Annotated in this window: 23 protein-coding genes and 1 riboswitch; of the genes, 11 read left to right on the top strand and 12 right to left on the bottom strand. The window is 69.2% G+C overall.

Features of this window, described 5'->3' with window-relative positions:
• Nucleotides 1-80: 80 nt before the first annotated feature.
• From H483_RS22820 to H483_RS22810, 3 genes are all read right to left on the bottom strand, one after another.
• A complete protein-coding gene (locus H483_RS22820) occupies nt 81-863 on the bottom strand; it encodes an adenosylcobinamide-GDP ribazoletransferase (RefSeq protein WP_017835573.1) in 783 nt (260 codons plus the stop codon).
• A 1-nt stretch (nt 864) separates the two neighbouring features.
• A complete protein-coding gene (cobT, locus tag H483_RS22815; protein WP_017835572.1) occupies nt 865-2,658 on the bottom strand; it encodes a nicotinate-nucleotide--dimethylbenzimidazole phosphoribosyltransferase in 1,794 nt (597 codons plus the stop codon).
• A 78-nt stretch (nt 2,659-2,736) separates the two neighbouring features.
• Nucleotides 2,737-3,456 carry a DUF3043 domain-containing protein gene (locus tag H483_RS22810; protein WP_031264483.1) on the bottom strand — a complete coding sequence of 240 codons (720 nt, stop codon included), beginning with the start codon at nt 3,454-3,456 and terminating at the stop codon, nt 2,737-2,739.
• A 167-nt stretch (nt 3,457-3,623) separates the two neighbouring features.
• Between H483_RS22810 and H483_RS22805 the strand changes: the two genes are divergently transcribed.
• Both H483_RS22805 and H483_RS22800 read left to right on the top strand, forming a co-directional pair.
• Nucleotides 3,624-3,986 (top strand): iron-sulfur cluster assembly accessory protein, encoded by a 363-nt coding sequence (locus H483_RS22805; protein ID WP_017835570.1) that lies wholly within the window; start codon nt 3,624-3,626, stop codon nt 3,984-3,986.
• Nucleotides 3,987-4,074: 88 nt separating this feature from the next.
• Entirely contained in the window at nt 4,075-5,052 is a 978-nt protein-coding gene (locus H483_RS22800; protein ID WP_017835569.1) for a carbohydrate kinase family protein, read from the top strand.
• A 178-nt stretch (nt 5,053-5,230) separates the two neighbouring features.
• On the opposite strand, the gene asnB is transcribed toward H483_RS22800, so the two are convergent.
• Nucleotides 5,231-7,156, bottom strand: coding sequence for an asparagine synthase (glutamine-hydrolyzing) (gene asnB / locus H483_RS22795; protein WP_017835568.1), 1,926 nt, complete (start codon nt 7,154-7,156; stop codon nt 5,231-5,233).
• A gap of 227 nt (nt 7,157-7,383) precedes the next feature.
• Between asnB and H483_RS22790 the strand changes: the two genes are divergently transcribed.
• Nucleotides 7,384-8,502: a cytochrome c oxidase subunit II gene (locus tag H483_RS22790; RefSeq protein WP_081615074.1), complete on the top strand. Its 1,119-nt coding sequence runs from the start codon at nt 7,384-7,386 to the stop codon at nt 8,500-8,502.
• A gap of 36 nt (nt 8,503-8,538) precedes the next feature.
• The gene (locus H483_RS22785) at nt 8,539-8,955 is read left to right on the top strand and encodes a cytochrome c oxidase subunit 4 (RefSeq protein ID WP_031264481.1); all 417 of its coding nucleotides are present in this window, start codon (nt 8,539-8,541) and stop codon (nt 8,953-8,955) included.
• A gap of 87 nt (nt 8,956-9,042) precedes the next feature.
• On the opposite strand, the gene H483_RS22780 is transcribed toward H483_RS22785, so the two are convergent.
• Entirely contained in the window at nt 9,043-10,200 is a 1,158-nt protein-coding gene (locus H483_RS22780) for an acyl-CoA dehydrogenase family protein (RefSeq protein ID WP_031264480.1), read from the bottom strand.
• A gap of 127 nt (nt 10,201-10,327) precedes the next feature.
• Entirely contained in the window at nt 10,328-10,852 is a 525-nt protein-coding gene (locus H483_RS22775) for a DUF3253 domain-containing protein (protein WP_031264479.1), read from the bottom strand.
• A gap of 185 nt (nt 10,853-11,037) precedes the next feature.
• Between H483_RS22775 and H483_RS22770 the strand changes: the two genes are divergently transcribed.
• The gene (locus H483_RS22770; protein ID WP_017835563.1) at nt 11,038-12,621 is read left to right on the top strand and encodes an FAD-binding protein; all 1,584 of its coding nucleotides are present in this window, start codon (nt 11,038-11,040) and stop codon (nt 12,619-12,621) included.
• A gap of 108 nt (nt 12,622-12,729) precedes the next feature.
• On the opposite strand, the gene H483_RS22765 is transcribed toward H483_RS22770, so the two are convergent.
• From H483_RS22765 to H483_RS22750, 4 genes are read right to left on the bottom strand one after another with little or no spacing between them, the layout of a single operon-like run.
• Entirely contained in the window at nt 12,730-14,352 is a 1,623-nt protein-coding gene (locus H483_RS22765; RefSeq protein WP_017835562.1) for a cytochrome bc complex cytochrome b subunit, read from the bottom strand.
• Entirely contained in the window at nt 14,349-15,539 is a 1,191-nt protein-coding gene (locus H483_RS22760) for a ubiquinol-cytochrome c reductase iron-sulfur subunit (protein ID WP_017835561.1), read from the bottom strand. Before H483_RS22760 ends, H483_RS22765 begins: the two co-directional genes overlap by 4 nt.
• On the bottom strand, nt 15,536-16,420 hold the full coding sequence (locus tag H483_RS22755; RefSeq protein ID WP_031264478.1) for a c-type cytochrome: 885 nt from the start codon (nt 16,418-16,420) through the stop codon (nt 15,536-15,538). Before H483_RS22755 ends, H483_RS22760 begins: the two co-directional genes overlap by 4 nt.
• Before the next feature lie 56 nt (nt 16,421-16,476).
• Nucleotides 16,477-17,088 (bottom strand): heme-copper oxidase subunit III, encoded by a 612-nt coding sequence (locus tag H483_RS22750; RefSeq protein WP_031264477.1) that lies wholly within the window; start codon nt 17,086-17,088, stop codon nt 16,477-16,479.
• Nucleotides 17,089-17,370: 282 nt separating this feature from the next.
• On the opposite strand from H483_RS22750, the gene trpD reads away from it, so the two are divergent.
• Nucleotides 17,371-18,435 (top strand): anthranilate phosphoribosyltransferase, encoded by a 1,065-nt coding sequence (gene trpD, locus H483_RS22745; protein WP_017835558.1) that lies wholly within the window; start codon nt 17,371-17,373, stop codon nt 18,433-18,435.
• On the opposite strand, the gene H483_RS22740 is transcribed toward trpD, so the two are convergent.
• Complete coding sequence (locus H483_RS22740; protein WP_017835557.1) at nt 18,416-20,068, bottom strand: DEDD exonuclease domain-containing protein; 1,653 nt, start codon at nt 20,066-20,068, stop codon at nt 18,416-18,418. The genes trpD and H483_RS22740 overlap by 20 nt on opposite strands.
• Nucleotides 20,069-20,358: 290 nt before the next feature.
• Between H483_RS22740 and H483_RS22735 the strand changes: the two genes are divergently transcribed.
• The 4 genes from H483_RS22735 to H483_RS22720 all read left to right on the top strand — a co-directional run bounded on the left by H483_RS22735 (nt 20,359) and on the right by H483_RS22720 (nt 23,866).
• Entirely contained in the window at nt 20,359-20,511 is a 153-nt protein-coding gene (locus H483_RS22735) for a hypothetical protein (RefSeq protein ID WP_238556208.1), read from the top strand.
• A 79-nt stretch (nt 20,512-20,590) separates the two neighbouring features.
• Nucleotides 20,591-20,738, top strand: a riboswitch (cyclic di-AMP (ydaO/yuaA leader).
• Nucleotides 20,739-20,751: 13 nt separating this feature from the next.
• Nucleotides 20,752-21,360: a C40 family peptidase gene (locus H483_RS22730; RefSeq protein WP_017835555.1), complete on the top strand. Its 609-nt coding sequence runs from the start codon at nt 20,752-20,754 to the stop codon at nt 21,358-21,360.
• Between the two features lie 177 nt (nt 21,361-21,537).
• Entirely contained in the window at nt 21,538-22,680 is a 1,143-nt protein-coding gene (locus H483_RS22725) for an NlpC/P60 family protein (RefSeq protein WP_017835554.1), read from the top strand.
• A 52-nt stretch (nt 22,681-22,732) separates the two neighbouring features.
• On the top strand, nt 22,733-23,866 hold the full coding sequence (locus tag H483_RS22720; protein ID WP_017835553.1) for a glycosyltransferase family 4 protein: 1,134 nt from the start codon (nt 22,733-22,735) through the stop codon (nt 23,864-23,866).
• Between the two features lie 44 nt (nt 23,867-23,910).
• Here the strand turns inward: H483_RS22720 and H483_RS22715 are convergent, their stop codons facing one another.
• Nucleotides 23,911-25,710 (bottom strand): long-chain fatty acid--CoA ligase, encoded by a 1,800-nt coding sequence (locus tag H483_RS22715; protein WP_017835552.1) that lies wholly within the window; start codon nt 25,708-25,710, stop codon nt 23,911-23,913.
• A 143-nt stretch (nt 25,711-25,853) separates the two neighbouring features.
• On the opposite strand from H483_RS22715, the gene H483_RS22710 reads away from it, so the two are divergent.
• A complete protein-coding gene (locus tag H483_RS22710) occupies nt 25,854-26,315 on the top strand; it encodes an SRPBCC family protein (RefSeq protein ID WP_017835551.1) in 462 nt (153 codons plus the stop codon).
• The last annotated feature ends 11 nt before the right edge of the window (nt 26,316-26,326 follow it).

The following is a 26,326-nucleotide window of genomic DNA, read 5'->3' as shown; positions in this document are numbered from 1 at the left end:
AGTGTTCCGCACACGTTTCTCGAGTAGGGGGTGTGCGGAACGCTCTTCTCGTTGACGCGCGGGCCTCTCGGTGACGCGTGTCAGGCCAGGATGACGGCGATGACCAGCGCTGCGGCCGTGCCCGCCTCGATCCCCGCCCCCAGGATGTCCCCGTTGACGCCGCCGAGCCGACGGACGGCATGTCGAGCGAAGCCCGCGGCGGCAGCGTAGAGGGCCAGGCCGATCGCCGCCCCGATGAACGGTGCCCACCACGCCACCGTCCCTCCCGACCCGGCCAGGCCGGCGCCTGCCGCGGCGCAGATCAGACCGACGGCCACCACCGCCGGCCGGGACTGCGACCCGGCCACCAGCGCACCGAAACCCGACGTGGTCGCCGCGGGGATCCCTCGTCGTAGCTGTACCACCGGCAGGCAACGGGACAGGACGAAGGCCGCGATCGGGGCCAACCACGCGCCCGAGGCGACCAGCGCGCCGAGAGCGGCGACCTCGGCGAGCAGGACGAGGACCAGGACCGCGCCGCCCATCGGCCCCATCGTCCCGGAGCGCATGATCTCCAGCGCCCGCTCGGGCCCGGCGTACGAGCCGAGGCCGTCCGCGGTGTCGGCCAGTGCGTCCACGTGCATCGCACGGGTCAACGCCAGCACCGCGGCGATCCCCACCACGCCGGAGAGGACGGAGCCCGCCCCGAGCACGTGTGCCCCGTGGGCGGTCGCGGTGGCGAGCACCCCGCAGACGAGCCCGACCACCGGCAGGGCGGTCATCGCCCGACCGGCCTCGGACGGACCCGGCCCCACGGGTCGACCCGGACCAGCCACGGGCAGCACCGTCATCCAGGACAGCGAGAGGCGGACCGCGTCGAACACGTCAGGCCTTGCCGCTGACCCCGGCGTCGGCGAAGGTCGCCATCTCCGTGAGGACCGCGATCGCGGCGTGGACGGTGGGCAGCGCGGCGACGGCCCCGCTGCCCTCGCCCAGACGCATGGAATGCTCGAGGATCGGCTCGAGCGAGAGGTAGGTCAGCGCGGCGGAATGGGCCGGCTCGGCGCTCCGGTGGCCAGCGACCCACCACTGGCGTGCCCCGGGTGCCAGGGCCTCGGCGAGCAGTGCCGCCGCCGTGACCACCGACCCGTCGAGGATGCAGGGGGTCTTGCGGACCGCGGCCTGGGCGAGGAATCCCGCCATCGCGGCGAGGTCGGCGCCCGCGACCCGGCGGAGCATGCCCACCGGGTCGCGGAGGTCACCGGACGCCCGGAACATCGCGTCACGGATCGCGGCGGTCTTGCGCATCCACCCGACGTCGTCGATCCCGGTGCCACGGCCGACCAACTCGACCGGCTCGCGACCGGTGACGAGGCAGGTGATCACCGTCGCCGGCGTGGTGTTGCCGATGCCGAGATCACCCGCGATGAGCAGATCCGCGCCCGAGTCGACCTCCTCGTCGGCGATCCTGCGGCCTGCCGCGATCGCCGCCCGGACCTCGTCGGGGCTCAGCGCGTCCTCGCGATCGATCGACCCGCTCGAGCGTCGGATCTTGTGGTCGTCCAACCCCCCGGGTCGTTCCGCGGCCATGGACATGTCGGCCACCCGGACCGTCGCCCGCGCCGCGCGGGCGAGAACGGACACGGCCGCGCCACCGCCCACGATGTTGTCGGCCATCTGCAGGGTGACCTCCTGCGGGAAGGCGGAGACCCCGTTCGTGGCCACACCGTGATCGCCGGCGAACACCACGACCCGGGCTCGGTCGAGAGGACGGGGCGGGCACGTCTCCTGGCACGCCGAGATCCACACCCCGATCTCCTCCAGCCGACCGAGCGAACCCGACGGCTTGGTCAATTCGAGCTGACGGGCGCGCGCCTCGTCCGCCACGGTGTAGGAGGGCGGGTGGATCGGGGGGAACGTCACCGGGTCGTCGTAGTGCTCGACGTCCGCGAGGCCGGGGAAGTCCACCGGCCCGGGGTCGACCTCCGCCGCGACTCCCGCCGCGACCACCGGCTCGGCCCCGGACCGGGCCTCCGGAGCGGGTGGGGGTTCGGTTGCTCGCTGCACGGCAGGGACCGCGGAGGTGGGGAGTGGTGCTGCGGGGACCGGCGCGGGATGGTCCCCGGGGGCGTACGTCGGCGCGGCGGGGGTCCCGGGGTCAGAGAGTGTCAGGACCCGGCCGGCGACGACGAGGACGGCCGAGTCGCACACGTCGGCCAGCCGCCGGTTGAGCGAACCGAGCAGGTCAGAGAAGAGGCGCCCGGAGAGCGTGTCGGGCACGACTCCGAGGCCGACCTCGGGTGACACGAGGATCAGCGAACCGGCATGGGCGGCGACCGCGGAGACGAGCGAGTCGACCTCGCGGCCCACGGCCGCCCCGCCGTCGGTCCATCCGCGGGTGGCGTCCATCCTGCGGGTCAGCCAGCCTCCGAGGTCGTCGACGAGGACCGTGTCATCCGGATTCTCGGTGAACACCCGCGAGATCTCGTCGGTCTCCTCGATGGACCATTCGGCGGGTCTGCGGTCCCGGTGTGCGGTGATCCTGGCGGTCATCTCCACATCGTCGTGGTCCGGTCGCGCGGTGGCCACGTACACCACGCTCGCACCGGTGGTGGCGGCGACCGACTCGGCGTGGGCGGACTTGCCCGAGCGGGTGCCGCCGAGGACGAGCAGGCGCATGGCGTTCGAAGGCCTTCCGTGGATCGTCGGTCAGGTCGGCTGTCGGTGGGATCAGCCGTCCGTCAGGTCAGCAGTAGGTCAGATGGAGTCGCCGGGACGGACCCTCGGGCGTGGGGTGCGGAGCATCCGCGGCTGGGTCGCCCGCATCACCGCGTACCACCCCATGCCGAATCCGGTGTCCTCGGTGTCCGGGAACCGCTCGCGGACGACACTGTTGACCTTGCGCCCGAGCAGGACGCCGTCCACCACCACGACCACGATCAGGATGAGGAACAGGTTCTGGCTGTAGAACATCAAGGCGGGGTTGGGGATCAGCTGGAAGATGATCACGAACAGCGCGAGCGGCATGAAGAAGTTGATCAGGCGCCGGTGGGTGTCCACCCAGTCGCGGGCGAAGCGACGGACCTCGCCGCGGTCGCGCGAGAGCACGTAACGGTCGTCGCCGGCCATCATGAGCTGACGGCGCTCCTCACGGGCGGCCCGGTCCTCTGCTTTGGAGGCTCTGCGCTCGTCCTTGGACATGTTCGCCCGGGCGGCCTTCCGGCGCTCCTTGGCCTCCTTGCGGGTGACGGGCGCCGTGACGGGCCCCGTCCGCAGACCCCGCGCGCGCTCCTGGTCCCTCCGCCTGGGGGTGGGCTTACCCTTGCCCGCGGGTCGCCGGGCGTCCCCTGCCGGAGACGCAGCACCGGCCGCGGTATCGGACGGGGCCACGCCGGACGAGGACTCCGCGCCGGAGTCGGTACCTGCGGAACTCTTGCCGGAGTCGTCTTTACTGGACCCGAATGCACGCAACTTCACGTACCCAGGCTAGGCGATCGGGCCGGACCGAGGACATTCACCCGTCACTCCTCGCAGGCGTATCGTGTCAGGCGACGCGGCGTCCGGGGAATAGAGACCTCCCCGGTGGACGTTGCACCACCGTAGGACGCCACCGAAGACCCTCTCGGATCGCAAGGAGAACCGACATGACCACTGCGGAGAACACCTCCACGGAGACCACCGCCACCGGTGTGCTGCTCACCGACGCCGCCGCCTCGAAGGCCAAGGCGCTCCTCGACCAGGAAGGCCGTGACGATCTGGCGCTGCGCATCGCCGTCCAGCCCGGTGGATGTGCCGGTCTTCGCTACCAGCTCTTCTTCGACGACCGCTCGCTCGACGGCGACGTCGTCGACGACTTCGGCGGAATCAAGCTCGCCGTCGACCGGATGAGCGTGCCCTACCTGAGCGGTGCGTCGATCGACTTCGTCGACACCATCGAGAAGCAGGGCTTCACGATCGATAACCCCCAGGCCACCGGCTCGTGCGCCTGCGGTGATTCGTTCAACTGAGTTCACCGGGGACACCCCCGTGGCATTCCCGGGGCACTGACGACCCGGGCCGATCGCTGATCGGCCCGGGTCGTCTACTGTCTGGGGCATGTCAGTAGTCATCACGGGTTCCATCGCCACCGACCACCTCATGACCTTCTCGGGTCGGTTCTCCGAGCAGCTCCTGCCGGACCAGCTCGCCCACGTGTCGCTGAGCTTCCTGGTGGACTCCCTCCAGATCCGCCGCGGCGGGGTGGGTGGCAACATCGCGTTCGCGCTCGGAGTACTCGGCCGCCGTCCTTACCTGGTCGGCGCCGCTGGTGAGGACTTCGCCGAGTACCGCGACTGGCTGGAGAGGCACGGCGTGGACACCTCGGCCGTCCACATCAGCTCCGCCCTGCACACCGCACGGTTCGTGTGCACCACCGACTCGGACATGGCCCAGCTCGCCTCGTTCTACCCGGGAGCGATGGGGGAGGCGGCCACCATCTCCCTGGCCCGCCTGGTCGACCGCATCGGCCGGCCCGAGATCGTGCTCATCGGCGCCAACGACCCGACCGCGATGAACTCCCACACGGCGGAGTGCCGCGAACTCGGGCTCGACTTCGCGGCCGACCCCTCCCAGCAGCTGGCGTTCCTCGACGGGGAGGCGGCCGCAGCGCTGGTCGACGGCGCCCGGTACCTGTTCACCAACGAGTACGAGTACGAACTGCTGCTGAGCAAGACCGGGTGGACGGCCGAGGAACTGGACGACAAGGTCGGTACCCGCATCACCACCCGCGGAGGCAAGAGCGTGGTGATCGTGGAGAAGGGCGCCGAGCCCCTCGAGGTGGGCATCGTGCCCTCGGACCACCTGCTCGACCCCACGGGCGTCGGCGACGCGTTCCGCGCGGGCTTCCTCAGCGGTGTGGTCGACGGCCTCTCGCTGGAGCGTTCGGCCCAGTTCGGTGCTCTCATCGCCACCCACGTGCTGGAGACCACCGGCACCCAGGAGTGGAGCATCGACCCCACCGCTGCGCGCCGGCGACTCGCCGATGCCTACGGGGACGAGGCCGCCGAGGAGCTCGCGGCGCTGCTGCCCGCCTGATCCCGCCCGGGTCGCTTACCGCCGAGCCGGCGTCAAACGACCCACCAGCGACCAACCCCCGACGAGAAGAGCGTTCCGCACGCATTCCCCGAGAGGGTGTGTGCGGAACGCTCTTCTCGATGGGTCGGGCCTGCGGGGGCTTGAGTTCGGATCCGGCTGGCCGCGGGGTCGGCTCGGGCTAGAGGCGCACGGGGTAGTCCTGCTGTTCGATGTCCGGGGTGATGCGCCCCTCCACGAAGATGCCGTGCCAGATCATGAAGCACAGCATCGTCCAGATCCGGCGGCTGTGGTCGGACTCGCCACGTCGGTGCTCGTCGAGCATGCGCATCACGGCGGCCTTGTCTACGAACTCGTCGGTGCCCGAGGCCAGGACCTGCGCGCGCGCCCAGTCGTGCAGCTCCGGTCCGGCCAGCCAGTGCCGGGTCGGGACCGGGAAGCCGAGCTTCTTCCGGTGCAGCACGTGCGCCGGCACGATCCGCTCGAGCGCCTTGCGGAGCGCGTACTTGGTGGTCCCGTGAGCGACCTTCTCCGTGTACGGCAGGCGGGAGGCCACCTCGTAGACCTCGCGGTCGAGGAACGGCACGCGCAGCTCGAGCGAGTTGGCCATGGTCATCCGGTCGGCCTTGACCAGGATGTCGCCGCGCAGCCACGTGAACAGGTCCAGGTGCTGCATGCGGGCGACGGGGTCCCAGCCGCGCGAACGCTCGTAGATGGGGCCCGTGACGTCCTGGTGGCCCCATTCGGCCCGGTAGTCGGTGAGGACCGAGCGGACCTGGTCCTCCGAGAACGAGCGCGCGTTGCCGTAGTAGCGGTCCTCGAGGGTCATGGATCCGCGGTGCAACAGGCTCTTGCCGCGGGTGCCCTCGGGGATTCGGGCGCTCACCCGCCCGAGGGCCCGGCGCAGGCCGCCGGGTACCTTCTCGAACGGCGCCAGGGACAGCGGCTCCTTGTAGATGGTGTACCCGCCGAATAGCTCGTCGGCCCCCTCGCCGGACAGCACCACCTTGACGTGCTTGCGGGCTTCGCGGGCGACGAAGTACAGGGGCACCAGCGCCGGATCGGCGACGGGCTCGTCGAGGTACCAGATGATCTCCGGGATCGCGGCGGCGAACTCCTCCGGCGAGACCACCTTGACGATGTGCTCCACACCGATCGCCGCCGCGGACTCCGCGGCCACGTCCACCTCCGAGTAGCCCTCCCGCTCGAAACCGGTGGTGAAGGTGAGGAGGTTCTCGTTGTGACGCCGCGCCAGGGCGGCGATGGCGGTGGAGTCGATACCGCCGGACAGGAAAGACCCCACGGTGACGTCAGCACGCATGTGCTTGGCGACGGAGTCCTCCAGAGCCACCGCGATCTCCTCGTAGCGGCGCTCGGCGTCACCGTCGGCGATGGGCGCCACGGGGAACGTCGGCTCGAAGTACCGCTCGATCACGGGGGCGGTTCCGGGGGAGAGGGTGGCGTGGCATCCGGACTCCAACCGCCGGACACCGCGCGTCAGCGTCTCGTCCTCGGGGACGTACTGGAGGGTGACGTAGTGCTGTAGGGCGCGGGTGTCGAGAGAGGTGTCGACGGCGAGGAGGTCGATCAGTTCGGTGATCGACTTCTTCTCGCTCGCGAACGCGGTACCCCCGGGACCGGTCGCCATGTAGAGGGGCTTGATCCCGAAGGGGTCGCGGGCCACGAAGAGGGTGCGTTCGACGGTGTCCCAGATCGCGAAGGCGAACATCCCGCGGAGCCGGCGGACGGCGGCGGGGCCCCAGTGGTGGAACGCCACCACGATCGGCTCCCCGTCGCCCTCGGTCCGGAACTCGGCACCGAACTCCTCACGCAGCTGCGCACGGAGTTCGACGTAGTTGTAGATCTCCCCGTTGAACGTCAGGGCGTAGCGGTCGGGGGCCTCGGGCGGACCCCAGCGCAGCGGCTGGTGTGAATGCGCGATGTCGATGATCGACAGACGGTTGAAGCCGAACGCCAGGTCGTCGTCGACCCAGGTCCCCACCTCGTCCGGACCGCGGTGACGCTGGCACCCCATCGCGCCCAGAACCCTCGATTCCTGGGCGCGGGCGGAGCCGTCGGGGGTGAGCAGACCAAGCAGGCCACACATTCGTCGGGTACCTCGTCGATCGTCGTCGGGGGTGGGGGAGAACCCGCGTCTGCGGGCCACGATGGGTTCGAATACTACTGGTCCCGGGGCTCCCGCCCGCCGCGCCGGACGGCGGAGGGGTGGGATCGGTGAAATGCCGGGACCCGCGGCTTCCAAACTGAGAGCCGTGGTCTACGATTCCTAAGTGTCCCGGCCACGTGGTCGGTGCCGCTGATCAGGAAGGCGTGATGGTGGAACAGCGTGACGGGCGTCGTCGGACGCGCAGGGCTGCACTCGCGGTGTCGCTCGGCACATTGGGCTTGATTTTGTCCGGTTGCAGCCTCCACACCGACAACAAATGGTGGAACCAGACCATGAACTTCGGGTTCCCCAACGGGATCACGCCCGAGGGCATCGCCATCAGGGAGTTCTGGACTCTCACCGTCATCACCTCGCTTGTCGTCGGGTTCTTCGTGTGGGGCCTCATCTTCTGGACCATGGCCTTCCACCGCAAGAGGAAGAACGACGACGGCGAGTTCCCGCGCCAGACCGCCTACAACGTCCCGCTCGAGCTGGTCTACACCGCGGTGCCGTTCGTGATCATCTCGGTGCTCTTCTACTTCACCGTCATCACGCAGAACAAGGTCCTCGACCTCCGACCGGAGGAGGAGGTCGGCGTCAAGGTGGACGTCACCGCCTTCCAGTGGAACTGGAAGTTCGGGTACAACAAGGTCGACGTCGCCGGCGTGTCCATCGAGGACGGCACCAACGAGGAGGCCCAGCGTGCTGCCGAGGAGGCCGGCGTGCTGTCCGACGAGGAGCGCATGGCCCGCGGCCACCACGGTGAGCCCGCCGCAGGCGGTCCGATCCACGGTCGCCTGGCGGAGGACAAGTCGTACCTGCACTTCAACAACATCGAGACCGTCGGAACCTCGGAAGAGGTCCCGGTGCTCGTCCTCCCGACCGGAACCCGAATCGAGTTCCGCCTGGCGGCTGCCGACGTGATCCACTCCTTCTGGATCCCCGAGTTCATCTACAAGCTCGACGTGATGCCCCACCCGGGCCAGAACCAGCAGCTGAGCATGTTCCAGATCGCCGAGATCGAGCGTGAGGGTGCGTTCGTCGGTCGATGCGCCGAGATGTGCGGCGCCTACCACGCGATGATGAACTTCGAGCTCAGGGCGGTGTCGCCGGAGGCCTTCGCGGAGTACATCCAGTTCCGCCAGGACAACCCGACCGCGTCCAACGCCGAGGCGCTCGCGTCGATCGGTGAGGCGCCCTACTCCACCTCCACGGCGCCGTTCAAGACCGGCCGCAGCGATACCCGCGACCAGAACAACATCATCGAGAACGCGTCCGCTAACTAACGTCTCTCCCGGTATCACGCGAAGGGCTCCTGCACGATGAACGCAACAGTAAGAATCTTCGACGGACTGGTGGTCTTCCTCGCCATCCTGGCGGTCGCGTACACCTACCTCACGGGCACCTCGCGAACCGGTATCGAATGGGTGGGCGCAACCTCGCTGGTGCTCTCCGCCGGTCTGTGCCTGTTGATCGGCGGGTACCTCCGGTTCGTGGCGCGACGCATCAGCACGCTCCCCGAGGACTACGAGGAGGCGGAGATCTCGGACGGCGCCGGCGAGCTCGGATTCTTCAGCCCGCACAGCTTCTGGCCGTTCTTCGTCGCCGCCTCGGTGATGATCACCGGCTTCGGCGCGGCGTTCTGGAACTGGTGGGTCCTGCTCGCGGGCGCGACCGCGTTGATCATCACCGCCTGTGCGCTGGTCTTCGAGTACCACTGGGGTCGCGAGAAGCACTGATCCGGCGCCGGCCGGAAACCGGTCAGAGGCCCCCACCGCGTCGCGCGGTGGGGGCCTCGTCGTACCGGCGAGTCCCTGCGGGGGGAGCTACAGTCCCATGTCCTTGGCGATGATGGTCTTCATGACCTCGTTGGTCCCGCCGTAGATCCGGTTGACCCGGTTGTCCGTGTACAGTCGGGCGATCGGGTACTCGTTGATGAACCCGTAGCCTCCGTGCAGCTGGAGACAACGGTCGATGACCTCGGCCGCGATTTCGGTGCAGAACAGCTTGGCGGATGCGGCCTCCGCCGCGGTCAGCTCTCCCTCGTCGAGTGCCTCGAGCGCCCGGTCGGCGACGGCCTGCGCGGCGTCGACCTTGGCCTGGCAGGCGGCCAGCTCGAACTTGGTGTTCTGGAACGAAGCCACCTCCTTGCCGAAGACCGTGCGCTGCTGGGTGTACTCCTTGGCGAAGCGGACGGCGGCAGCGGCCTGGGCGTACGCCCCGTAGGCGATACCCCAGCGCTCGGACGGCAGGTTCTGCCCGAGGTAGTAGAAGCCACGGTTCTCCTCGCCGAGCAGGTCCTCCACCGGGACCTTGACGTCGCTGAAGGCCAGTTCCGCGGTGTCGGAGGTCCTCAGGCCGACCTTGTCCAGCTTGCGTCCCACGGAGTAACCCTCGAGCGAGGTGTCGACGGCCAGGAGAGAGATCCCGAAGCGACGGTCGTCCTCCCGGGGGGGAGCGGTCCGGGCGCAGACGATCACGCGGTCGGCGTGGACACCTCCGGTGATGAAGGTCTTGGCGCCGTTGAGGACGTAATGGGTGCCGTCCTCGGAGAGCTTGGCGGTGCTCTTCATTCCCGCCAGGTCCGAACCGGTCCCCGGCTCGGTCATGGCCAGGGCCCACATCTCCTCACCGGAGACGAACTTGGGCAGGTACCGCTGCTTCTGCTCGTCGGTTGCCAGAGCCTTGATGTAGGGCAGGCCAAGCAGGACGTGAACACCCGACCCGCCGAAGTTCACGCCGGCGCGGGCGGTCTCCTCGGACTGGATGGCCTCGAACTTGTGCGAGTCGATCCCGGCTCCGCCGTACTCCTCGTCGACGTTGATGCCGAAGACGCCGAGGTCGGCGAGCTTGTAGTAGAACTCACGGGGCACCATGCCCGCGTCGAACCACTCCTGGAAGTGCGGGGACACCTCGGCCTCGATGAAGGCGCGGATTGTCTGGCGGAAGGCCTCGTGGTCTTCGTTGAACACTGTGCGGCGCAAGGGTGTGCCTTTCCATTGGACGACCCGCCATGAGAGGGGGACGGGCCGATGAGGTGAATGTCTCCTACCGACCCTGATCGTACAAGGCAGTGGATGGCGGCACGGCGCGGGTTACCCGCTGGTAGCTTCACGTCGCTGTGGCGCTGCCGTCCGGGCCCGGCCGGAAGTCGAGCGCGGCCCCGGCGATGATGCGGATGGGCCCACGCAGATCGGTGCCGGAGACGACCTCGCCCCGCTGGGTCACGGCGACCACCCTGTCCGCTCGCAGGTCCAGCGCGACCTCCCGCGCTGTCGCCATGAGCTCTCGCCAGTCGTCGCCGCCGACAGTACGGGCGGCGTCGCTGGGGCAGATCGAACTCCCGCCCCGGGAGCGCAGAAGTGTCCGCATGGTCGCGGCCAACCGGTCCCGTGTGCCCTGCTCGGTGGGCTCCCACCAGGGGTCGCCACGCTCGCCCAGGGCCACCTTGGCATCGTGCACCATTACCCGGGCGGCGTCGCCGTCGGACTTCACGAGTCGGCGGCCGGTCATGAGCGCCGAGACCAACTCGGTCTTCAGCGCGTCGGGGATCGACGGATCGGTGGCCCGCCAGCGTCGTCCCTTGACCACGATGTAGTGGCCGTCATCGGTGTGGTCGACCTGGTTGCTCGTCACACCGCGATCATGCCCGCCCGCCGTGAGGGTGTCACGGGTCCGGTCGTTCACCCCGCGTAGTTCACCCCGCGTAGTTCACCCCGCGGACAGGGGGCGTCCCGCTACTGTGGAACGTGTTCTAGAAACGCGGGCCGGTGGCCGACTGCCGGATCGGAAGCCCGGAGACGACGAGACGAGGAGAGCCCGTGGGGGAGCAGGACAGCAGGGGCGAGACGGAGTTCGACGTCGTCGTGGTGGGTTCAGGCGTCGCGGCCCTCTTCGGGGCGGCCGTGGCGGCGTCCCGCGGCATGGCGACGTGCCTCGTCGAGAAGACGGAACGTTTCGGCGGCACGTCCGCGTACTCCGGAGGCGCGGTGTGGTTGCCCGGTAACCGGGTGCTCGCGCGCGACGGGGTGGAGGACTCCGTCCAGACGGGCAGAACTTACTTCCGTGCCGTGGTGGGCGACCGGACCGACCCCGACCTACAAGACGCGTACCTCAACACCGGCCCGATGGTCGTCGACCATCTATTGGACACCCTGGGGATCCCCATGCGGTTCCAGGCGTTCCCGGACTACTTCGACGCACCCGGTCGCCAGCAGACGGGCCGGAGCATCTATCCCAAACCGATCACTGTCGACGAGGTGGGCGAGCGCGTGGGCGACATCCGCGCCTCGGTCCCCTCGGACCAGTTCGGGGCCCCGGAGCACCCCACCAGAGTGGAGGGTGGCCGCGCCTGGGTGGCCCGACTCGTGCTGGCGCTGGACGCCATGGAGGCCGCGGAGCTCCGGCTGTCGACGGCGGCACAGCGGCTCCTGCGCGACGACGGCGGGAGGGTCGTGGGGGTCGAGGTGCGCGACGCCTCGGGGTCGCGATCGATCGGTGCACGGCGCGGTGTGCTCGTGGCCGCAGGTGGCTTCGAGCGGTCGATGGATCTGCGGCGTCGGTGGCAGCGGATGCCGACCGCCGCGTGGTCTGCATCCCATCCGGATACCGGTACAGGTGACGCCGTCCGCATGTTCGACCAGGTCGGAGCCCGACTGGACCTGCTCGACCAGTCGTGGTGGTGCCCGGCGACTCTGTTCCCGAACGGCCACGCCGCATTCACGCTCGGTGTCCGTTCCGGGATCATCGTCGACGGCACCGGTCGGCGATTCGCCAACGAACTCCTGCCGTACGACCAGATGGGCCGGCGTATGCACGCTCGGATGGACGACGGTGCCGGCGAGGAGTTCTGGCTCGTCTTCGACGACGCCGAAGCGGGCGGGTACCCGGCGATCTGCGTCCCCGGCCCCGATCCCGATCAGCACCGTCAGGCAGGGCTCTGGCACACCGCTGGATCGATCGCGGAGCTCGCGGAGGCCATCGGCGTCGACGAGGTCGTCCTGGGTGAGAGCGTTGCCCGGTACAACAGTTTCGCCGCCCGGGGGAAGGACGAGGACTTCGGCCGGGGCGAGGACCCCTATGGCCGCTTCTTCCTCGGTGCGTCTACACCGGAGGAGTGCCTGCGGCCACTCGAAGGCGAGCGCTTCCACGCGGTACGTCTCGTGCTCGGGGATCTGGGCACCAAGGGGGGCGCGGTGACCGACCACGACGGGGCCGTCCTGGATACCGACGGCGCACCGATCCCGGGTCTGTACGCCGCGGGCAACTCCTCGGCCTCGGTGTCAGGCGAGGCGTACCCCGGCCCCGGGGTGCCCCTGGGGTCGGGCATGACGATGGCCTTCCGGGCCGTGGCCGACATGGCCGGTGACACGCTCGCAGTGGATCCGGGCGCCCTCGCTCACTGAACCATCACTCCCTGAACCGGGGGCCCTCCACCCGGCGACGAGCCGACACGACCGCGGGCCGGAACCTCCTCTCGGAGGCCCGGCCCGCGGTCGTATGTCCTAGGCGGATCAGTGCTCGTCGTGGCGACGAGTACGGTTCTCCTCCTGCAACGTGGTGAGCATCGAGTGCTCCCGGTCGTGCTTGCCGTGATCGGACTCGTCGAGCATGTGGACCTCGTCGGCCGGGTCCGCCGTCAGTGCACCCCGCGGGGGGCGACCAGCGGCACCGAGCTGGTTCATCTTCGTGGGCACCTTGGCACCGGCGTACTCGAGCGGCACCGCGTGACCGTGCTCGTCAACCCCTGCGAGCGGCTGGTGGACCTCGACGAACTCACCCTGCGGCATCCGCATGATGATGCCGGTCTCGATTCCGTGCTCCAGAACCTCCCGGTCAGCCCGCTGAAGGCCCAGGCAGAGTCTGTAGGTGAAGAAGTACATGAGCGGCGGCAGGAGGATCAGGCCGATCCGGCCCGCCCATGTAGTGGCGTTCAGTGAGATGTTGAAGTGATAGGCGATGAGGTCGTTGGATCCCATCAACACCAGGATCACGTAGAACGTGATGGCCATGACACCGGCCGCGGTACGAACCGGCACGTCGCGCGGACGCTGGAGCAGGTTGTGGTGCGCGGTGTCGCCGGTGAGCTTGGCTTCGATCCATGGGTACAGGAACATGATCGCGACCATCGCGCCGAGCATCACCGCGACCCAGAGCACTGCGGGAATGGTGTAGTTGCCCAGGTAGATCTCCCACGCTGGCATCACGCGGGCGCCACCCTCGGTCCACAGCATGTACCAGTCGGGTTGCGAGCCGGCGGATATGTGGGACGGGTTGTATGGCCCCAGATTCCATATGGCGTTGATCGTGAACATGCCGGAGAAGAGCATGAGCATGCCGACGGTGATGGCGCCGAAGGCGACCGACTTGACCGCGAAGACCGGGAGGATGCGGACGCCGACGACGTTGTTCTCCGTGCGGCCGGGCCCGGGGAACTGCGTGTGCTTCTGGTACCAGACCAGCGCGAGGTGCGCGGCGATGAGCGCCAGGATGATGGCGGGGATGATCAGCACGTGCAGGATGTAGAAGCGCGGGATCAGGAGATCGCCGGGGAAGTCCCCGCCGAAGATCATCCAGTGCATCCAGGTCCCGATGACCGGGAGTCCGACGATGATGCCCGAGGTGATCCGGATACCGGTACCCGACAGGACGTCGTCCGGCAGGCCGTAGCCGAGGAAGCCCTCGACGATACCCAGCAGCAGCAGTACACAGCCGATGACCCAGTTGGCCTCACGCGGGCGACGGAACGCGCCGGTGAAGAAGATCCGGATCATGTGGACGACCATCGAGGCGACGAAGAGCAGCGCCGCCCAGTGGTGGATCTGACGGACGAAGAGCCCGCCACGGACCTCGAACGAGATGTTGAGCGCGGTCTCGTAGGCCCGGGAGATCTCGATACCGTTGAGGGGAGCGTAGGCGCCCTGATAGATCACCTTCGACATCGACGGGTCGAAGAAGAGCGTGAGGTACACACCCGAGATCAGCAGGATGATGAAGCTGTACAGGGCGATCTCGCCCAGCAGGAAGGACCAGTGCGTGGGGAAGACCTTGTTGATCTGCCGGCGCATGCCCTTGGCCATGGTGTATCGCGAGTCGAGATTGTTCCCGACCTCCGCGAGTTTGGTGTTGTTACTCATGAACGACGCTCCCAGAAGGCAGGTCCGACCGGCTCGATGAAGTCACCGTTGGCGACGAGGTATCCCTCGCTGTCAACCGCGATGGGCAACTGCGGCAGTGCGCGCGCGGCGGGGCCGAAGATCGGCTTCGCGTACTCGAGCGCGTCGAACTGCGACTGATGGCACGGGCAGAGGAAGCGGTGCGTCTGCTGCTCGTACAGTGAGGTGGGGCATGCGAGGTGTGTGCAGATCTTAGAGTAGGCGTAGAGGTCGCCGTAGTTGAAGTTCTCCTGGCCCTTGCGCTTGATCACCTTGGCCGAGTCGGCCGGGCGGAAACGGATCAACATGACCGAGTTCCGGGCCCCGTGAATCGAGTGCATGTGCTCCTCGAAGTCGCCCAGCGCGCTCGCGGGTAGCGGGAAGACCGACTCGAGCCCGCCGGCCGCCAGGTCCTCGACGTGGATCCGTTCCAGCCGCCCCTCGCCCGCGGGGGGATGTCCGTCAGGGAAGACCTTGCCGGTGTCGCGACCGAGGTACACCTTCTCGGCCGGGAGTCCGTCCGGTCGGGTGTCCGAGGCGAGGGTCCATCCGGTGGTGTGCAGGGTGCCGTCTCCGGCGATGGTCATCTCCCCGCGGCGCCAGGGGTTCTTGATCATGCCACCGAGAGGCAGGATCGCCGACAGCCCGATGAGCGCCACGCTCGCACCGAGGAACCCGCCCATGACCTTGCGGCGACCGAGGGTCGAGGTCTTCCAGGAGTCGTTGAGTCCTGCGACGATCGTCCGACGGTCGATGTCCTCGGACGGCCCGTCGTGGCGGGTCTGGACCGAGATCTCCTCGGGGATGAACTTCTTGGTGAACTGCACGGCCCCGAAGCCCAGGAACAGGATCGACAGCCCGATCGTCAGGCCGAGGAGGGGCGTGTACATCATGTAGAGCCAGTAGCCGTCCTCGCCCTGCCCGCGGTACTCCCACGGCCAGGCGATGTAGATCACGGCAAAGGCGAGCGCGAGGACCGCGGACAGCGCGAACCACGTGGTGACGACGCGTGCGGCGCGCTTCTCGGCTCGGGTGGTGACACCCTCCGGCCACCGGCCCTCCCGGAATCGGACGTCGACCTCGTCGAGTTCGGTTCCCAACCGGACGAGCTCGGCGTCGCTCATCCGGTCGAGGTCCGCGGCGGACGGGTTCTTGGGGGTCTCACTCATGAACGGGATCCGATCCAGAGGGTCGCACCGATGAGGGCGACGATGCCGACTAGCCAGATGGCCACACCTTCGGTCACGGGGCCGAGCCCGCCGAGCGCGTAACCGCCGGGCGAGACCTTGGAGTCCGTGTCCCTGATGTAGGCGATGATGTCCTTCTTCTCGTCAGGGGTGAGCTGCCGGTCCGAGAACTTGGGCATGTTCTGCGGCCCGGTGAGCATCGCCTGGTAGATCTCCTGCTCGTTGGCAGGATCGAGAATCGGGGCGTACTTGCCCGCCGACAGCGCGCCACCGCGACCGGTGAAGTTGTGGCAGGAGGCGCAGTTGAGGCGGAAGAGCTCGGAACCACGCGCGATCTCCTCGGCCCGGGCCTCGCCCGAGGCGCCCAGGAGCGACTCCTGGGCGATCGAACCGTCGGGATCGGTGACGATCTCGGGGCCACCGCCGAAGAGGTCGACGTACGCCGCGAGCGCGATGATCTGGTGCTCGCTGTAGCGCGGCTTCTTCCGCTCGGCCTGGGCCTCGTTGTTGGCGGCGGGCATACGGCCGGAGTGGACCTGGAAGTAGGTCGCCCCCGCGCCCGTGCCGACCAGCGACGGACCACGGTCCTCGACACCCTGCAGGTTCTGCCCGTGGCAGGTGATGCACGCGACGTCGTAGATCGACTTGCCCTCGGCGATGAGCGCGGCCTGGTCCTGCTGGGCCGTTGCCACCTGGGGCTCGGGGACGACCGCCGTGGCGATGGCCCCGGCACCGAGCAGACCGGCGGCGATGACGAGCGCGCCGGTCGCCTTGCGGCGACGCTTCGACGAGGCCGGACGTGCCGGGTTCACCGCGGGCTCCGGCGACGGCGTGTCCGCAGCGGGTGGGTGAGGTGAGTTCATTGTGAGTTCCCTTTGGAGTTGGGACCTGCTGGACGCAGCGTCCTGCGGCCAGCTGACTACTGAATGAAGTAGATGGTGACGAAGAGGCCGATCCAGACCACGTCGACGAAGTGCCAGTAGTACGACACGACGATGGCCGCCGTGGCCTGGGCGGGAGTGAACCGGGACATGGTCGTCCGCATGACGAGGACGACGAACGCGAGGACGCCGGCCGCCACGTGGAGGCCGTGGAAACCGGTGGTGATGAAGAAGACCGAGCCGTAGACGCTGGACGAGATCGTGGTGCCCTCGAGGTACATCTCGTAGTACTCGTAGGCCTGCCCGATGAGGAAGACCGTGCCCATCAGGGCCGAGATGATGTACCAGCGGCGGAGGCCGAAGACGTCCCCCTGCTCGGCGGCGAAGACGCCCATCTGGCAGGTGACCGAGGACGCCACGAGGATCGCCGTGATGGTCAGAGCGAACGGGACGTTGAGGTGAGTCGGGTAGGAGGGCCAGTCACCTCCCGAGTTCGCCTTGGAGACGAAGTACATCGCGAACAGTCCCGCGAAGAACATCAACTCCTGGGACAACCAGATGATGGTGCCCACACTGACCATGTTCGGACGGTTCAGCGAATGAACGCGCTGAGCCATCGCCGATCCTGAGTTATCCACTGCGCTCGTCACGAGGCCAAGTATGACCCCTGAGGTGGGCGGAGGCTGCAGGGACCCCCGATTTCGGCGTGTCCCCACAGTGTTTTCGCAGGTCGTTCCTAGAACTCCCGGGAACGGCGTCCGACGACGCACCCCGTGCAGGGGTATCAGGGGCTTCTCAGCCTTTCTGGCGGTCGACCTCAGGGGCCCGGAGATGGGAGTCCGCGGGCACCGGTGGGGTGGCTGGTGGCACGATTGTCGGTGCGCGGTCCCGAGGTTGGCGGGCCGCCGGGATCCAGAGAGAGGTCGGGACACGTGGGGAGTTCTGCAGCGTTCGACGAGGGCCGGTCCTGGCCCGGGGTACTCGGCACGCTCACGTCGGGCCGGGACCTGGAACCGGCTGACGCCCGCTGGGCGATGTCCCGGATCATGGAGGGTCTCGCGACGGACGCCCAGATCGCTGCGTTCGGCGTCGCGCTCGACATGAAGGGTGTGACGGGCCCGGAACTCGACGCCCTGTCCTCGACGATGCTGGACTACTCCCGTCGGGTTCCGACCTCCCGGCCCTGCGTCGACATCGTCGGGACCGGTGGCGACCGACAGGGAACGGTCAACATCTCGACGATGTCCGCTCTCGTCGTGAGCGCCTGCGGGGTGCCCGTGGTCAAGCACGGCAACCGTGCGGCGTCCTCGAAGAGCGGAGGGGCCGATGTCCTCGAGGCTCTCGGCGTCGCGATCGACCTGGGACCGGAGGACGTCGCACGGAGCGTGGACGAGGTGGGTGTGGCCTTCTGTTTCGCGCCCGTGTTCCATCCGGCGCTCCGATTCGCCGCCGCACCCCGCCGGGAGATCGGGATCCCCACGGTGTTCAACGTTCTGGGGCCACTCACCAACCCCGCAGCGCCCACGGCCAACCTCATCGGGTGCGCGTTCGAGCGCCTCATGCCCGTGATGGCCGAGGTGTTCGCGCTCCGCGGTAGATCGGCGTTGGTGGTGCGTGGCTCCGATGGCCTCGACGAGATCACGATGACCGGACCAACCCGCGTGCTGCGGGTGGCAGACGGCCACGTGGACGAGGACGAGATCGCGCCCGGGGACTTCGGGATGGCCACGTGCGCGGTCGAGGAACTGCGCGGGGGCGACGGGAGACACAACGCGGCGGTGGCCCGGGAGCTCCTGTCGGGAGTGAGAGGTCCCGTCAGGGACGCGGTGCTGCTCAACTCCGCGGCGGCGTTGGTGGCGTTCGACGGTCTCGAGCGGGGTGCGGACCTCGTGCCGGCGATGAGGTCGGCAGTGGAGCGCGCCGCGAAGGCGGTCGACGACGGCGAGGCCGCCCGACTCCTGGACAGGTGGGCGGCCTTCAGCGCCGCACGGTCCTGACACCCGCTCCACTTCTCGCCGACGCCGCCTGCTCGGCTCGATCCGCCCACTCGGCGAGTGTGTGGGCACCGTCGACGGGCAGGGCCCAGCACCCCGTGACCGACACGATGCGGGTGGGTCCGGAATCGATCCACCTGTGCACGTTGCGGATGTCCGAGGCGCTGGCTCCGGCGAACGGCCCGGGGCCGGGTTGCACTGTCGTGGCGCCCGCCCTGAGCGAGTCGATCACTGGCAGGGGAGCTGCTCCGGCGGGCACCGTCCCCGAACCGGCGAGACGACCGTGACGCACGACCGCCACCGCCCAGGTGCGCCCGGGCGCGGGTTGGGCCAGGACGAGCTCGCGTAGGCCCGCGGTGGCGGAGAGCTCCTGGTGCCTGGCGAGGGTCCGGACCAGCGCCGCCGCGCGATCTCGCAGCCGGGCCGCGCGCTCGAAGGCTCCGCCCGCGGCGAGCGAGTCGACCCGGTCGACCATCGCCCTCACGGCCGTGGAGTCCCGGCCGGTGACCAGTGCCTCCCATTCCTCGTCGCCGGGTGGCGAACCGGCGGCATCCGCCAGATCCAGCCATGCGGCCCTGGCGTCCTCGGCTCTCCGAAAAGGTCCGAGGGCGAACGGGTGTTCCGGGGCCCGCGTGACGTGCCCCCGGATCGCACGTCCCGACGGCGGGGAGAGCCACCATCCTCGGCGTGGAGACCTGGACCGTCGGTTGTAGGGCGGTTGTAGCGAGTCGATGAGCCGCTCCTCGACGGTCCACGCCTCCAGGAGGTGCGCGCACGGCACCGACTCGACGCTCTCGGCCAGGCCGACCATCGACCGCATCCTGCCGCGCGGATCGGCTCCGGAGTAGTAGGAGCGGGCCCTGCGCCGGACCGATATGGACGACCCCACGTACAGCGCGCCGCCCGACGCGTCGCGGAACAGGTAGACGCCGGGGCCGGTGGTGAGCGACTCGGTCAGGGAGGCCCGGCGCCGGACCGCGGGGGCGAGGCGACCGTCATAGGAACGGAGCTCGGTGAGCGTCGACACCCCGCAGTCGCCGACCCTGGAGATCAGTGCGTGGAGGACGTCGACGGTGGCGCGGGCGTCCTGGAGCGCCCGGTGGTTCGGCTCGACGGTCGATCCCAGATGGGAGGCGAGTTCGCCGAGGCGGTGCCCACGGGTCTCGCCTCGATGGAGGATGCGTCGGGCCAGGGCGAGGGTGCACACCGACGGAGGATCGGGCCACTGGTGGCCGGTCGACTCGGCGGCGGCGCGGAGGAATCCGAGGTCGAACCGGGCATTGTGGGCGACCAGCACGGCGCCGCGGGAGAACTCCAGGAACGTCGCCATCACCTCACCGAGTGCAGGGGCCCCGACGAGATCGACGGGTGCGATCCCGGTGAGCCTGCTGATGTGCCCCGGCAGCGGGCCGTTGATGGCGACGAAGGTGGACAGCTCGGCCCGGACCTCGCCACCCCGTACCCGGACCGCGCCGAGCTCGGTGATCTCATCCGTTCCCGGCCGGGTGCCGGTGGTCTCCAGGTCGACGACGACGAACGTCACCTCGGAGAGCATCGGCTCGAGCTCGTCGAAGGCGGCCTGGACCCCCGTGGCCCCCGGGGAGCGGGCCAGTTCTCGAGTCGGGGGGCAGGGCATGGCGCACACGGTAACGATCCGGTCCGACAGAGACGTCCGACGCACCCCGCACCCCGCACCCCGCACCCCGCGGTCCGCGCCCCGCAGTCCACCGGCCGCCGTTGCGGGCGGTGGGTGTCCCAGGGGTGCGGTGTCGTACCCGGCCGTTACGGTCTGCCCCGAGCCGCAAATCGCGGCCCGGTAACGAATGGGCAACACGCCCAGGACGGAGTGTGATGTAGATCATGTTCTCGATGGACTGCTCACGGTGTCCGGCCCGGCCGGGCGGGTGCGAGGATTGTGTCGTCTCCGTGCTCTTGTCCGAAGAGGTGCAGCTAGATGCACTTTCCGAGGAGTCGTGCGGGTATGTTCTCGAGCCCGAGGTGCGTTCGGCGATCGAGGTGCTCATGGCGCTCGGGATGGTCTCGACGCTCGAGATCGTGGGTGCCGAATCGGCCGCTTAGCGGATGGACTGGACTTCGGCGAGATGGTTTCGTAACCTTTTCGAGACCTCGGAAGTCATCACCCGCCCACCGGTGGGGGCCGGGGTCGCCACCAAAGCGCCACCACGGCGCACCGGGGAACCACGTTCCACTGGGGTGAATCGCCCGACGGCCGAGAGGTCGGGGCGTAGGACAGACTTCCGTGTCCGAACCCGTCAGCTAACCCGGTCGGTGTCCAGGAAGAAAGAGGAAATCACTCTCGTGGGAGCCCACAGCATCAAGGCCAGCTCGACCGGGCGCCGTGTCGCCACCGCAGGACTGCTCGCAGCGGGCGCCGCCGTCGCAGGCGCCGGGACCGCGGCCGCCGCACCGGTGACCGTCGACGTGCCCGTCGAACTGCGTCTGCCCGGTGTGCCCGCACAGGTCACCGTCGATCTCCCAGAGGGCATCGCCCTGCCCGCCGGCCTCGTCCCGGTAGCCCAGGCCGCCCCCGTCGAGTTCGCCACCCCGGCGCCGGAGATCTCCACCGGCCAGCGCATCCTCGACGCCGCGAGCACCCGCGTCGGCTCGCCCTACGCCTGGGGCGCCACCGGCCCCAATTCGTTCGACTGCTCCGGCCTGACCTCGTGGGCGTACAAGGAGGCGGGAATCTCCATCCCGCGTACCAGCCAGGCCCAGATCGGCGGCGGCACCCAGGTCGCCAAGGCCGACCTGCAGCCCGGGGACATCGTCGCGTTCTACAGCGGCGCCAGCCACGTGGGCATCTATGCCGGCAACGGCCAGGTCGTCCACGCCCCGTACTCCGGCACCTCGGTGAGCTACGCGCCGCTGGACTCCATGCCCTTCTACGGTGCGACCCGCTACTACTGAGTCGTCCCGCAGACGCTCTCCAGCGGACCCCGCCGATCCCCGGTCACGTAACCGGTGTCGGCGGGGTTCGTCGTCTGTACTATCTCGATCACGACTATCCCGTCCACGGAGCATGACGCGACATCCGTCGCGCTCCGTTCGTCACCGACACACGATCCGAGAGCGCCGCATCTACCCATGACCCAGAGAGTCCGGTCGGTCGCCCTGACCGTTGTCGTTTTGGTCCTCCTGGGCTCCGGCGGCGTGACGGTGTCGGCTCAGACGGCGTCGGCCCAGACGGTGTCGGCCCAGACCGTGGATCCCGGGACGGCGGGCCCGGTCGGGGCCGAGAGCACCGGTACGGCGGGCCCGGCCCAGGACACCGCGCAGGAACGACCCGCCTCGTCGGGCGAGGCCCCCGGTGAGGATCTGGTCGAGCTGGCGAGGCTGTCCGCGGAGGCCGGGGCACTCGGGGAGGAGCTGCACCTCGCGCGGGCGGATCTGGAGCGGGCCGACGCCGAACGGCAGCGGCGCGAGCGCGAGGCCGGGGTGGCCGCCGGACTCGCCGTCGTCGCCGATGTGGGGGCGTCGCGCGACCAGTCGCTCGTCGACCGACTCGCGACGATCCGCTACCGCGGGGGCGATACCGGTGCCACCCGGGCCGCCGTCCTCGCCGAGAGTCCACGAGATCTGGTCGACCGGCTCGGTACCCTGCAGCGGCTCTCGGGCGCCACCACCAGTGCCCTCGACTCCTCGCGGGCCGCCTCGGCGGAGGCCGCCCGTCTCCGCCTGGAGGCGGATGCTGCGTCGGAGGTCGCGCGCGCCTCGGCCCGGGACGCCCAGCGACGCGCGGACGACCTCGATCGGCGGTCGGACGAGATGAGGGTGCGGATCGACGAGGTGAGGCGTCGTGTGGACGCTCTCTCCGACGCGCAGCGTGCACTCTGGGCCGGCGGTCCCCTGGTGCCCCCGGGGTACGTCGCCCCGGCGATCGACGGTGTCAACACGGCCGCGTTGAACGTGGCCCTCACCCGGCTGGGTGCCCCGTACTCCTGGGGGGCGACCGGACCGTCCGAGTTCGACTGCTCCGGCCTCATGGTGTGGGCATACGCGCAGGAGGGCAAGGCGCTTCCCCGGTCGAGTCAGGCGCAGGCGGTGGCGGGGGCGCCCGTCGCGATGGCGGACATCCGACCCGGAGACCTCGTCATCTACTACGCGGGTGCGACCCACGTCGGCATGTACGCCGGCGACGGACTCGTGCTCCACGCGCCGACCTACGGGGTGCCGGTCAAGCTCGAGAAGGTCGACGCCATGCCGATCAGCGGGATCCGTCGCTACTGACCCATGGGCGCCGGGCAGGAGATCCCCGGGCGGTGTGGCAGTCTCGGATGTGATGACGAAGACCCTGCTGATCACCAACGACTACCCGCCGCGGCCCGGTGGTATCCAGTCATACCTGGAGACCTACCTGGCGCACCTGGACCCGGAGGACGTGGCGGTCCTCGCCTCGACGTTCCGGGGCCGGGACTCGATCGAGTACGACGACTCCCGCCCCTATCTGGTCGAGCGGGTCCCGACGGAGATGCTTCTGCCCACTCCGGATCTCGCGAAGCGGGCCCGGAGACTGGCCTCGGACTTCGGGGCGAGCACGGTGTGGTTCGGTGCGGCGGCACCCCTGGCCGCGATGGCACCCGTCCTGCGGGAGGGTCCCGTCACCCGCATCGTCGCCAGCACCCACGGTCACGAGGTGGGGTGGTCGATGCTGCCTGGTTCGCGGCAGGTGCTCAGGATGATCGGAGAGTCCACGGACGCCGTCACCTACGTGAGTGAGTACACGAGACGACGCGTCGCGGCGGCGTTCGGCCCGCACGCGCGGCTCGTGCACCAGCCCGGGGGAGTCGACACGGACAGGTTCCGGCCCGATCCCGTCCGCCGCAGGTCGATCCGCGAGCGCTACGGGGTGGCGGACCGTGAGGTGATCGTGTGTCTCTCCCGCCTCGTCCCGAGGAAGGGGCAGGACGCGCTCATCCGCTCGTTGCCCGAGATCGCCCGCCGCGTCCCGGGAGCGGTCCTCGTCGTCGTCGGGGGTGGCCCGTACCGGCGGACGCTGGAGGGTCTGGCCCGCAGGCACGGGGTGTCGGACCGGGTGATCTTCACCGGCCGGATCCGGGCGGACGAGATCGTCGACCACCACCGGATGGCGGACGTGTTCGCCATGCCCTGCCGCACCCGGGGTGGGGGACTCGACGTGGAGGGGCTGGGGATCGTGTACCTGGAGGCCTCGGCCTGCGGCGTCCCCGTCGTGGCCGGCCGAAGCGGCGGAGCCCCGGAGACCGTCCTGGACGGGACCACCGGGCTCTTGGTGGACGGGACCTCGACGGGCGAGATCGTCGACGCCGTGGCCGGTCTGCTCTCGGACCGGCCACGCGCGTCGTCGATGGGTGTCCGCGGCCGCACCTGGGTTCTCGACTCCTGGCGATGGGAAGACCTCGCGCGCGACATGCGGCGAGTGCTCTCCGGGGACTAGCGTGCGATCGACTCCCGATCCGGGCGTGGATCGGGCTGGGTACGTCAGCTGTAGAAGTCCTCGATCTGTGCCGCGAACTTCTGGTGCACCACGTTTCGCTTGACCTTGAGCGAGGCGGTGAGCTCCCCGGTCTCCTCGGTGAACTGGTCGGGGAGCACGTGATATTTCTTGATGGCCTCCGAGTGGGAGACGGTGCTGTTGGCCCGCGACATCGCCTGGTCGAGATGTTCGATCATGTCCGCGTCCCGCAGCAGCTCGTACAGTGAACCGGTCTTGTCATGGTGAGCCTTCCACCGGTCCAGCGCCTCGGGGTCGAGGGTGAGCAGCACCGAGATGAACGGCTTCCCGTCGCCCACGCACACGGCCTCGGCGACGAGCGGGTCCGCCCGGAGCGCGTCCTCGAGCTGGTTCGGAGCGACGTTCTTGCCACCCGCGGTGACGATGATCTCCTTCTTGCGGCCGGTGATCGTCAGGTAGCCGTCCTCGTCCAGCGATCCGAGGTCCCCGGTCCGGAACCAGCCGTCGGAGAAGGCCTCGGCGGTCGCACGCTCGTTGCGCCAGTAGCCGGAGGTCACCACCGGGCCGTTCACCTCGACCTCGCCGTCCGGGGCGATCCGGACCGCGCACCCGGGTAGTGGCTGGCCGACGCTCCCGATACGCATCTGACCGGGGGTGTTGACCGCGATCGCCGCGCAGGTCTCCGTGAGTCCGTACCCCTCGAAGATGTTGACACCGATGCCGTCGAAGAAGTGGGCCAGGCGTTCGCCGAGCGGCGCGCCACCCGAGATGGCGATCTCACAGCGTCCACCCAGTGCGGTGACGAGTTTGGCGTAGACGAGTCTGGCGAACAGCGCGTGGCGGAGCCTGAGCAGCGGCCCCACCCGTCCACCGCGGTTGGCCTTGGAGTAGGCGACGGCGGTGTCGGTGGCCTTGTCGAACATCCACGCCTTGAAGGCACCGCCGTCCTGGGCGGTGGCCTGGGCCTTGTTGAAGACCTTCTGGAACACGCGCGGGACGGCCAGGATGTAGTGGGGCCGCATCTCGGAGAACGTGTCCACGAGATTCGTCAGGTCCGACGAGTGGGCGATCCGGACGCCGGCGTGGAACCCCGCGTAGGTGACGGCGCGGGCCAGCACGTGGGCCAGGGGAAGGAACATGACCGTGGTCGCGTCCTGCCGGAGGTACTGGTTGAACGGGGTCTCGAGGAGGGCGAGGGCCTCGGACATGAAGTTGCGGTGGGTGAGCATGCACCCCTTGGGTCGCCCGGTGGTGCCTGAGGTGTAGATCAACGTCGCGGGGGAGTACGCGCTCACCCCGGCGCGACGTTCGTCGAGCACCGCGTCGGCGACGTCGGTCGCCCCGGCGAGGAGAAGGTCCAACGCGGAGGTCTCACCCTCGATCACCAGGATGTCGGGGGGCCCCTCCAGGTCGGCGATCCCCTCGCGGGTGGTCGCGGCGTGGGTCTCCTTCTCGACGATGATGAGCCGAGCGCCCGAGTCCTCCATGATCCAGCGGATCTGTTCTGCGGACGAACTGTCGTAGACGGGTACCGTGACCGCGCCCGCCGCCCAGATCGCGAAGTCGATCACGTTCCACTCGTATCGCGTCGAGCACAGGAGGGCGACCCTGTCCCCGGCCCCGATCCCGCGGGCGACCAGGCCCCGACCCACCAGGCGGACCGTGTCGGCGAACTCCCGGTTGGTGACATCGGTCCACCGTCCGTCGACCGGACGCTGGAAGGCCACGTTGTCCGGAGTCCGCTCCGCCCGGTCGTACGCCGACTGGGCACAGGACCAGTCGTCGGGGACGGTGAATGTGGCGGGGGCGGCGACGTATTCGCGCAAAGGGTCCTCCTGGTGGAGACGATCGATGGTCTAATCGCAGTGAGGACACACTATCCCCGGGGGCGGACGGCATCCACGCCACCCGTGCGCCCGGGCGTCAGCCGGAGAGCGCATCCCGGCGGGAGATATGTGAAGCTGGGGATATGAGTGAGGACAACGGCGCCCCCGAGCTGTGGCCGACCAGCGACTCCACCGTGATCGAGGCGACGGTCGAGGACGTGATGGCCGTCATCTCGGACTTCGACTCGTATCCGGAATGGTCCACGTCGATCCGGGTCGCCGAGGTCCTCTCGATCGGCGCGGACGGCCGGCCCGACCGGGTCCGGTTCGCACTGGAGGCCGGCGCGATCGTCGACGACTACGTCCTCGTCTACTCCTGGTCGGCGGACGACAGGGCCGTCGAGTGGCGCCTGGAGAGTTCTACTCTCCAGCGCGCGCAGAAGGGCTCCTATCGACTCGAGCCCGTCGACGGCGGGACCCGGGTCGACTACGAGTTGGAGATCGAGCTCGTGGTGCCGGTGATCGGTCGGCTCCGCGACCGGGCCGAGCGGCGGATCCTCTCCGAGGCCCTCCGTGAGCTCAAACGCCGGACCGAGTCGAGGTGACCGGGTCGAGG

Source organism: Dietzia sp. UCD-THP (assembly GCF_000349585.1).
Taxonomy (GTDB): Bacteria; Actinomycetota; Actinomycetes; order Mycobacteriales; family Mycobacteriaceae; genus Dietzia; species Dietzia natronolimnaea_A.
The sequence above is the reverse complement of the archived record's forward strand: the minus strand, read 5'-3'. Positions and strand labels throughout refer to the sequence as shown.

Excerpts from the sequence above, each read along its gene's own strand:
- cobT (WP_017835572.1), bottom strand. The coding sequence starts at position 2,658 with ATGCGCCTGCTCGTCCTCGGCGGCACCCGCTCGGGCAAGTCCGCCCAC.
- H483_RS22805 (WP_017835570.1), top strand. The coding sequence starts at position 3,624 with ATGACCACTGCGGAGAACACCTCCACGGAGACCACCGCCACCGGTGTG.
- H483_RS22800 (WP_017835569.1), top strand. The coding sequence starts at position 4,075 with ATGTCAGTAGTCATCACGGGTTCCATCGCCACCGACCACCTCATGACC.
- asnB (WP_017835568.1), bottom strand. The coding sequence starts at position 7,156 with ATGTGTGGCCTGCTTGGTCTGCTCACCCCCGACGGCTCCGCCCGCGCC.
- H483_RS22790 (WP_081615074.1), top strand. The coding sequence starts at position 7,384 with ATGGTGGAACAGCGTGACGGGCGTCGTCGGACGCGCAGGGCTGCACTC.
- H483_RS22785 (WP_031264481.1), top strand. The coding sequence starts at position 8,539 with ATGAACGCAACAGTAAGAATCTTCGACGGACTGGTGGTCTTCCTCGCC.
- H483_RS22765 (WP_017835562.1), bottom strand. The coding sequence starts at position 14,352 with ATGAGTAACAACACCAAACTCGCGGAGGTCGGGAACAATCTCGACTCG.
- H483_RS22760 (WP_017835561.1), bottom strand. The coding sequence starts at position 15,539 with ATGAGTGAGACCCCCAAGAACCCGTCCGCCGCGGACCTCGACCGGATG.
- H483_RS22755 (WP_031264478.1), bottom strand. The coding sequence starts at position 16,420 with ATGAACTCACCTCACCCACCCGCTGCGGACACGCCGTCGCCGGAGCCC.
- H483_RS22740 (WP_017835557.1), bottom strand. The coding sequence starts at position 20,068 with ATGCCCTGCCCCCCGACTCGAGAACTGGCCCGCTCCCCGGGGGCCACG.
- H483_RS22725 (WP_017835554.1), top strand. The coding sequence starts at position 21,538 with ATGACCCAGAGAGTCCGGTCGGTCGCCCTGACCGTTGTCGTTTTGGTC.
- H483_RS22720 (WP_017835553.1), top strand. The coding sequence starts at position 22,733 with ATGACGAAGACCCTGCTGATCACCAACGACTACCCGCCGCGGCCCGGT.
- H483_RS22710 (WP_017835551.1), top strand. The coding sequence starts at position 25,854 with ATGAGTGAGGACAACGGCGCCCCCGAGCTGTGGCCGACCAGCGACTCC.